This is a genomic window from Moorena sp. SIO3E8 (assembly GCF_010692445.1).
In the GTDB taxonomy this organism is placed as follows: domain Bacteria; phylum Cyanobacteriota; class Cyanobacteriia; order Cyanobacteriales; family Coleofasciculaceae; genus Moorena; species Moorena bouillonii.
Map to the genome: position 1 here is coordinate 1 of NZ_JAAHHM010000207.1, position 8,517 is coordinate 8,517.

6 protein-coding genes and 2 pseudogenes are annotated in these 8,517 nt (G+C 40.6%); 4 read left to right on the plus strand and 4 right to left on the minus strand.

Annotated features, from left to right (window positions below):
• Positions 1–188: 188 nt before the first annotated feature.
• A pseudogene (locus tag F6K46_RS36520) lies at positions 189–1,322 on the minus strand (ISAs1 family transposase).
• Between the two features lie 252 nt (positions 1,323–1,574).
• On the opposite strand from F6K46_RS36520, the gene F6K46_RS36525 reads away from it, so the two are divergent.
• The gene (locus F6K46_RS36525) at positions 1,575–2,318 is read left to right on the plus strand and encodes an asparaginase domain-containing protein (RefSeq protein WP_293067520.1); all 744 of its coding nucleotides are present in this window, start codon (positions 1,575–1,577) and stop codon (positions 2,316–2,318) included.
• A gap of 81 nt (positions 2,319–2,399) precedes the next feature.
• Positions 2,400–3,228 (plus strand): annotated as a pseudogene (locus F6K46_RS36530) (IS5 family transposase).
• A gap of 242 nt (positions 3,229–3,470) precedes the next feature.
• On the opposite strand, the gene F6K46_RS36535 reads toward F6K46_RS36530, so the two are convergent.
• A complete protein-coding gene (locus F6K46_RS36535; protein ID WP_293067523.1) occupies positions 3,471–3,689 on the minus strand; it encodes a hypothetical protein in 219 nt (72 codons plus the stop codon).
• 266 nt (positions 3,690–3,955) lie between these two features.
• Between F6K46_RS36535 and F6K46_RS36540 the strand changes: the two genes are divergently transcribed.
• Together F6K46_RS36540 and dacB are read left to right on the plus strand one after the other, a co-directional pair.
• The gene (locus F6K46_RS36540) at positions 3,956–4,513 is read left to right on the plus strand and encodes a Uma2 family endonuclease (protein WP_293067526.1); all 558 of its coding nucleotides are present in this window, start codon (positions 3,956–3,958) and stop codon (positions 4,511–4,513) included.
• A 1,847-nt stretch (positions 4,514–6,360) separates the two neighbouring features.
• The gene (gene dacB / locus F6K46_RS36545) at positions 6,361–7,299 is read left to right on the plus strand and encodes a D-alanyl-D-alanine carboxypeptidase/D-alanyl-D-alanine-endopeptidase (protein WP_075901456.1); all 939 of its coding nucleotides are present in this window, start codon (positions 6,361–6,363) and stop codon (positions 7,297–7,299) included.
• Between the two features lie 118 nt (positions 7,300–7,417).
• On the opposite strand, the gene F6K46_RS36550 is transcribed toward dacB, so the two are convergent.
• The gene (locus F6K46_RS36550; protein WP_075901454.1) at positions 7,418–8,263 is read right to left on the minus strand and encodes an SDR family oxidoreductase; all 846 of its coding nucleotides are present in this window, start codon (positions 8,261–8,263) and stop codon (positions 7,418–7,420) included.
• Positions 8,172–8,468 (minus strand): hypothetical protein, encoded by a 297-nt coding sequence (locus F6K46_RS36555; protein WP_293067532.1) that lies wholly within the window; start codon positions 8,466–8,468, stop codon positions 8,172–8,174. The genes F6K46_RS36550 and F6K46_RS36555 overlap by 92 nt, the downstream gene beginning before the upstream one ends.
• Positions 8,469–8,517: the final 49 nt, after the last annotated feature.

Genomic DNA, 8,517 nt, shown 5'->3' on the forward strand with positions numbered 1-8,517 from the left:
GATAGAATAAGGGTAACATTTGCAACAGATAGGTCTTATTGACAATAAAAGACCTATCTTTTTCTATCACAGATCGTTACACTCCTGACGTATCAATTGTTTCAAGCCATATCGTCGCCCCCCCAGCCTTTTAGTCTAAACCCATGGTAAATTGCCCAACGCCATTAATTCTACTGATAAAATAAAACTTAAAAACCTAAAACTTTGAGGAGATAATCGTTATCCCATCCGGCTTTTTTTCGTTTAGTTTTAATTCCCGTTTTTTCGGTACTTTCTTGTTTTAATAAATTCAGAGCTATTTGTCTAATAATGGCTAAATTTTCGGGTGCATTATCTTTCCTGATTCGTGAATCATCTTCTAAAAATTGAACATCAAGTACCCAATGCAGTTGATTCTCTATACACCAATGTTGGCGAATAGCTTTTGCTAAAAGTTCAGCATTATTGGGTAGACTACTAATATAATATCTTCGTTCAAAACTTGTTTTTCCATCTTTTTATTTTCGCCAATAATCTACCCAACCTATTGAGTTGAGTTTTTCCCATTCCCCGTTTGGATCAATTGCTTCTTTAACATTACTAAGCATTTGGTAATATCTGTGTTCTTCACGATTATGTCCAGTTTCTGACTGCAAATACTGACTGATCGTGATGTTTTTTAATCTAGATTTAGGTAATGTATTGACGATTTTTTCGACTCGTTCATAAAGATAAGCTTGATTCTTTTTTAAGGTAATTAAATAGTCGGCCTCTTTGGCTACAATTTGCTTGACAATTTCTTTTTGACAGCCCATAGCATCAATAGTTATGATGCAACCCGATAGTTCTAAAACTTTTATAAGTTTGGGAATAGCTGTTATTTCATTGGATTTTTCATCTACTTTTACTTGCCCTAAAACCAGGCGATTCGCTGTTGCCCATGCACTAACCATATGAATAGCTGCTTTGTCAGAACTTTTGTCATAGGAATGACGTAAAGTTTTCCCGTCAATCGCTACTATTTCTCCAAAAGTGACCTGACTAATTGATTGAACCCACTTCAAAAAACACTGCTGTAATTGTTCGGTTTCAAGTTTCGCAAAAACTCTGGCAATTGTGTCGTGAGATGGAATTCCATTAGGTAATTCTAAAAACTTTTTTAACCATTTATATTTGGTTTTACCGTAGAGTTCTATGTCAACCCAGGTGTCGGCACCACTAATCACCGCACAGATAGTAATTGTAATAATATCAATTAATTTATGTAGTTTGCTTCGGTCAACTCTGGGATCTTTTAAATCACTAAAATGCTCATAAATCGTAGTTTTTGGTCTGAGTTTCATTGCTGAGTATTTCTAAAAATTATGCTTTGATTTTCCTTCATAAAGACCTAATTTAAATCTTAATTTTAGGGTCTAACTATTAACTAGTATTAAGGAAATTTAATTATTGTAAATAATAAGCTCGTTACCATTCTAGGCCACGGGGAATGCCAATAGAGCAGATCTGCATATAAAGAGTGATTTGTCAAAAAAATTTAGATGCGTTTGCCCTGTTTCGGCATCTTACAATCATATAGGGATCCTAAATGAATTGTGAAAATTTTTGTTCCCTGTTCCCTGTTCCCTGTTCCCTGTTCCCTACTCCCTACTCCCTATTCCCTATTCCCTATTCCCTATTCCCTTTTCCCATCACTTCTGTATACTTTAGTAGCAAACAAATTTTCTAATTGTTTCATGAACATAGGGATTTTATACACAGGGGGCACCATTGGTTCTGTGCAGGGACCCGATGGGCTGTATCCACTAGATACTGTTGGTTTCCAAAAGGCGTTTGATGAGAATATTCTGCCGATAATTCAAAGTCAATATCCCGATTGTACCATTGGCTATATTGATATCGGGTTTGGTCCCAATAACAGCACTCTCGACAGTACCAACTTGCAGCCCCAAGACTGGTGTACTATTGCGATCGCAATCCTGGAAGCCTACGATAGCTATGAGTCTTTTATTGTGCTCCATGGCACGGACACCATGGCCTGGACTGCTTCCATACTGTCGTTTTTGATGACCGGGCTGGATAAGGATGGCCACTATAACGCTTTGTTGAGCAAGCCGTTGGTTGTGACTGGCTCCCAACTGCCACTATTTGTAGAGAAAGCGGACTCCTCCTATACTGTACGCTTCAACACCGATGCACTCCAAAACGTCTGTGGTGCCGTAACCTCGTGTTGTGAAGGTGTACCGGAAGTGTGTCTGTACTTTGATTCCACCTTAATGAGGGGCAATCGCACGGTCAAGACCAACGCCAGTGAGAATCGTAGGGTGGGCAGTGGCTAAAGGGATTGGTAAGTTTGGTAAATAGACCTCTTGCAAAAGTCCAATAAAAAAGATATAAATATATCAGTATGATCAAAAAAAATGACCTATCAAAAAGTTAAACATCTAACTAACCAGGAGTTCAAACGCCTTTGTGGGGTTAAGAAAGAGACTTTTGCTCAGATGGTGAAATTAGTCGAAAAAAATGAACAACAGAAGACAAAAACCGGGAGACCCTCTAAATTAAGTCTAGAAAATCAAGTATTGATGACACTAGAATACTTACGAGAGTACAGAACTTACTTTCATATCGGTCAGCATTGGGGACTCAATGAATCAACAGTATACCGAATAATTCGCCTCTATCGAAAATAGTTTAATTAAGTCCTTCGAATTTAGGATTCCGGGAAAAAAACAATTATTGAAGTCAGGTAACCAAATCGATATAGCGGTTATTGATGTAACGTAAACTCCCATAGAACGCCCTAAAAAAAACCGAAAAATTACTACAGTGGTAAGAAAAAAAAGCACACCTTAAAATCTCAAGTAATCGTGGATAAAAACAGTAAAGAGATTATCTGTATTGCTTACGGTAAAGGAAAAGAGCACGATTTTAATAAGTTTTACGAATAGTAAAACTCATCTATCATTAACAACTAAATGTCTGGCCGATAAAGGATATCAAGGAATTGTAAAAATCCATCAACTGAGCCAGACTCCTCATAAAAAACCTCCCAAGAGTAAATTGTCACCTCTCCAAAAAGAAGAGAATCGGAAGTTAGCTTCACAAAGAATTATAATTGAACATGTCTACCGACATCTAAAAATAGTTAGGATTTTGTCAGAGCGATATCGTAACAGAAGAAAAAGATTCGGTTTACGCTTTAATTTGATTGCTGCAATCTATAATTACGAACTTTGTTGTAAATAAAATATTTAGCGACACTACTTTTGCAAGAGGTCTAATCTGTGTGCTCCACTGCCCACCAGACATAAACTACGGGATACTCCATCGGGAGACGCGACGCGATTCTCCTAGGGAGATGCTACGCGATTGGCCGTAGGCCACGCTACGCGAACGCGTTTTCCATGAAAGCTATCCCCTTGGTTAAGGTAAAATTCCTCGGCAGTAAGGGTTGAAAATGGCGATAAAATCAAAAATTAACTATTGAGTTAGTTTAAAACATTGCTCACAATCACGATAACAGTAGCACTCGCAATTAAGCCAAAAGCTAACTGAATCACCCATTGTGTGGCTTGTTGGTAATTGCTAAATCTTTCATCAAACTTTTTCACTTCATCTGAAAGCTCATCAAGTTTTCGGATTACATCAGTTAATGTCGGCTCTGGATCTTGATTGTGGTTCGGTTCTGGATCAGTAGTGAGTGTCATCGTTAAACTGTTATAATTATAACTATGATTATAACAAATTGGCGGTGCGATCGCACAGCATTTTACTTATATATAGCCAAGTATAATGTGCATTAATATGCGCTGTCATGTAGACAGAAAAAACTCAAAATAATTTGGGATTATTTTGAGTAATCCGTGTAGTAATTCTGATAATTTTTGTGCCCTACTCCCTACTCCCTACTCCCTACTCCCTATTCCCTATTCCATTTGTTCTATACTAATAGAGTCACTATCTTGAACCCATCATGATTGCTGATAAAATTACAAATTACATTTCCCAAGAAGACTATCTATCTCAAGAAGAAGAAAGTCCCATCAAACACGAGTATAGTGATGGAGAAATCTATGCCATGGCTGGAGCCAGTGATGCCCATGTTACTATTGCCGGTAACTTATTTGCACTGTTAAGAAATCATGTCAGAGGCACTGGTTGTCGGGTTTATATGGCAGATATGAAAGCGTATGTTGAAGCCGCCAATAGTTATTACTATCCCGATGTTATGGTAACTGGCGATGTCAGAGATCGAGAATTGAAAAATTATAAAAAATATCCTTGTTTAATTGTCGAAGTTTTATCTCCCAAAACCGAAGCCTTTGACCGGGGGAACAAATTTTATGACTATCAAAAATTAGACACATTGGTCGAATATGTCCTAATTAGCCAAGACCATCAACGTCTAGACTGCTTCCGCCGTAATGCCCAGGGAATTTGGACATTACAATTTTATGATCCAGGTAGTGAGATTCATCTAGAAAGTGTGGATTTTCGTACTAGTATTGAGGCTTTGTATGAAGATGTATAGCGGTTTTAAATTAGGTGAGGTACATTTTTTGAGGGAACAGGGAACAGGGAACAGGGAACAGGGAACAGATAATAGGTAAGAGGCAAGAGGCAAGAGGCAAGAGGCAAGAGGGTGAAAATTATTTGTACCTCATTAGAATATAAACCGCTATAACTTTTCCAAAATAATTAAATGCCCAAGAAAATAAGATAACTTAAATCAATGCTAAAACAAGCTAGTTTCTCTTATCGTTCAGTACAAAATTGATAATCGTAGGGTGGGCAGTGCCTAGTAATGCGATCGCTAGCTAATTTTTTCGTTGGTGGGCAGTGCCTAGTAATGCGATCGCTAGCTAATTTTTTCGTTGGTGGGCAGTGCCTAGTAATGCGATCACTAACTGTTATTATTGGTTTCAAGCACTGCCCACCCTACCTAACTATGACATTAAATAAAGACCAAATTATCAGGTAATATTTAACTGCTAATCTAACCCAAAAAATACAAATTTTTACACATAACTGAGTATAAAATTTGCAAAATCAAATATTTGTAAATAAATGTAAAAAAAATATTTTTTCCTTGCATTTTTCCGATTATTTATGTATAGTATAAAAGGTGACGACTGAAACTAATAACCGCGCTGGATATGCCTCTTAACCATCCCCAGCGCGGCTTTCCTCCCAACCAAGTAGGAGCTACTTCCATAATGGCACCAAAAAATCACAATTATCTCTGTGGAATGGGCATCTGGTGGAATGGGCATCTTGCCCGTGACCATGATGGGCATCTGGTGGAATGGGCATCTTGCCCGTGACCATGATGGGCATCTGGTGGAATGGGCATCTTGCCCGTGACCATGATGGGCATCTGGTGGAATGGGCATCTTGCCCGTGACCATTATTTCCGGGCGGGCTGTCCCAACCAGGCGCGAAGAGGCGGAAAATCAGGGCAACCCTTGTGGTGGTGCGTTACGGGGCTACTGGCTACGACGTTGAATATGATGACAAGGCGCGCCCCTAACACCTCATAAGGGTAGGTTTTTTACAAAGACCTCAGGTGTGGGGTGTGGGGTGACCGGGTGTGGGGTGTGGGGGATAAGAAAGCGATGCAGCGCCGCTTTTTCGTTGTTTTCCTTTTCCTCTCCCTCTGGGTCGCCCCATGTTTGACCTTAATGTAAAAAATCTACCCCTGTGAGGCCCCTAACACACCCTACTTTTTGACCCTGGGGTATCTAATCCTCAATAATGCGTTCGCGTAGCGTGGCCAAAAGGCCAATCGCGTAGGCCACGCTACGCGAACGCAAACTGCTGAAACTTAGCCAGATTTGATGTATTATTTCCCCTATTACAAATTTGCGTGCTTATGGGTGGAATAATACAAAACTCCCCTTTGAATTAAGAATGGTGAATGTAGAATTTAGAATTTGGAATTCACCATGCTGCATTCACCATGCTGCATTCTGACCGACAACCTTGGCCAAAAGGCCACCCTAGGCGAACAACCAAATAACTTTCAACCTTAAACCTTAAACCTTAAACCAATAACCTTTAACTTTTAACTTAAACCCAAGGGACTTAAACCAAAGAGCGAACAACTTTAAAAAAAAATGGATAAATTCATCTAATATTCATCGAAATTTAATCTGTTTTTGACTAAAATTCAGGAATAGTAAACTACTAGTTATAGTCTAGGTCTGGACTCTTACAATGTCTTGATTTTCGGTATGCTTATTTTTAATTAAGCAAAGAAAAAAACTTTAATTTTGTCAAAGGTATTGTAGGATGTAGTTTGGGTTTAAACCCTAAACTAGCAAGGCTTTTTTGTATCTGTTAGTGCCTGTTGAACTGTAGCAACACGACTACCTCACTATGACCCAATTGAATTATTGGTTGAAATCCTTAGGAATGCTAACTGTAGCTGTGCTCACTACGGTATCTCCTATTACCTCTAGAAAAGCTAACGCTAGAACAGTTGCGGACTTAAGGCAAGAGGGAAAATCTCTAGAAATTTCTGTGCTTCCTCCAGAGACAGCTCCGACCGATTCCATTAAAATCCCTGTTCCCCCTCCGGAAACGAACAAGAATGGCATTTGTCCGGAGTTTCTGCCACCAGTGATTGACTCGATTATCGATCATCCTTCCTTGGCGAGAGGGAAATGGGGGATTGTGGTTGAATCATTATCGGAAGAGAAGGTTTTCTACAGCCACAATGCTAATCAATACTTGATCCCTGCTTCTAACATCAAACTATTAACTACAGCGGCAGCATTAAACAAGGTTCATCCCAATACTCCTATTCGATCTAAGTCAATGAAAGAATGGGTGAAGATAACGAATCTAAAAAGCCACAATAGTTATGCTGATACGTTATTGCGCTATATTGGCGGGTCGGAAGCAGTGCAGGATGCTTTGGCAGAATTGGGAGTTGACCCTAATAGTTATCGACTGGTAGATGGGTCTGGCTTATCCCGGAAAAATTTAGCGACTCCGGAGGCATTTATAACCACTCTCAAAGGGATGAGTGATGCCAATAATAACCAAGTTTTCCTAGCCTCTTTACCGGTGGCGGGAGTGAGCGGTACTCTCAAAAATCGGTTGCGTCATCCCTCTACACAAACCAAAGTTCAAGCCAAAACCGGCACCCTCAGAGGAGTTAAAGCTCTGTCTGGATATCTCGAACATCCCGATTACGGCACTATCGTGTTTAGCATCATGGTTAATCAACCATCCCAGTCAGGAAAAGTCTTAGAAAAGGGAATTGATCAGATTGTTCTGCGCTTAACTCAGCTGATGCCTTGTAATTCATAGAGATTGTGTGGGGAGATGGGGAGATGGGGAGATGGGGAGATGGGGAGATGGGGAGATTTTTATCAAGGGTAATTATCCGACTCCCGACTCCCGACTCCCGACTGTCTAATCCTTCAAACTAGTCTTCCCCCGATTCCCGATTCCCGATTCCCGATTCCCGATTCCCTGTAACAATCCGATCAAAATACCAATTCAATACTGGAGCGAGCAAACTATGGAACCGGCCTAGTAATGTCATCTCGAATCCTGGCATGATCCCAAACTGCTTTTTCTCAATACCTCGTACAATCTGATCAGCTACGGCAGTTGCACTCCACATCTGGGCACTGCCAGTAATCATCTTAGTTTCCAGGGGCTTGGTTTTATTTTCGGCTTCCAGTTGTGGGGTATCGGTATCAGGAGGATAGACAATAGAAACATGAATGCCTTGGGGCTTTAACTCACCCCGCAAGGATTCCGCTAAACCCCGCAGGGCAAATTTACTGGGACTGTAAGGGGTATAGCCATAAATACCAATCAGTCCAGCACCGGAAGATAGCAGTACAATATGACCCTTGTGTTGCTTTACCATGGTGGGTAGTACTGCTTTAATAGCATAGAGGGAACCAAAATAGTTAACTGCCATGGTTTGTTCAAATACCTCTATGGGCAGCTCTTGGAAGTAACCGGGATGAGCAATACCAGCGCTAGTGATTAATAGGTCAGCAGGACCGATTTGGTTAATTGCTTGCTCAATAGCTGCTTCTACCTGTATCTGCTGGGAAACATCAGCAGAAATAGTGAGAATTTTTGGTTGCGGATGGGTTCCCATGGCTTCAATCTCGACTTTAGCCTGCTCTAGCTTAGCTGTATCCCTAGCAATCAAAGTCAGATTAGCTCCCTTCTGGGCTAATAATTTGGCAGTGGCTTTGCCAATCCCACTGGAGCCCCCTGTGATAATGGCGTGCTGTTGATTGAAGGTCATGGTTGAATCTATAGGGAACAGGGAATCGGGAACAGGGAACAGGGAGTCGGGAGTCGGGAATCGGGAATCGGGAATCGGGAATCGGGAATCGGGGGCGTTGGGTCAGTCTTGGAATGAATAGGAGTAGGTGCGATTCGTTGGGCATAAACCGGATAAAACCGGGGGACTGCCCGAAGGGGTAAAACCCTTTAACTGTATGATTCATGTAGGTTAAACTCCTACAGCCTTGATGTCAGGTTACTCCATATTCCTAG

Bases quoted from the DNA above. Each gene is read 5' to 3' on its own strand.
- F6K46_RS36555 (WP_293067532.1), bottom strand. From the start codon at position 8,468: ATGAATCATACAGTTAAAGGGTTTTACCCCTTCGGGCAGTCCCCCGGT.
- F6K46_RS36550 (WP_075901454.1), bottom strand. From the start codon at position 8,263: ATGACCTTCAATCAACAGCACGCCATTATCACAGGGGGCTCCAGTGGG.
- dacB (WP_075901456.1), top strand. From the start codon at position 6,361: ATGACCCAATTGAATTATTGGTTGAAATCCTTAGGAATGCTAACTGTA.
- F6K46_RS36540 (WP_293067526.1), top strand. From the start codon at position 3,956: ATGATTGCTGATAAAATTACAAATTACATTTCCCAAGAAGACTATCTA.
- F6K46_RS36535 (WP_293067523.1), bottom strand. From the start codon at position 3,689: ATGACACTCACTACTGATCCAGAACCGAACCACAATCAAGATCCAGAG.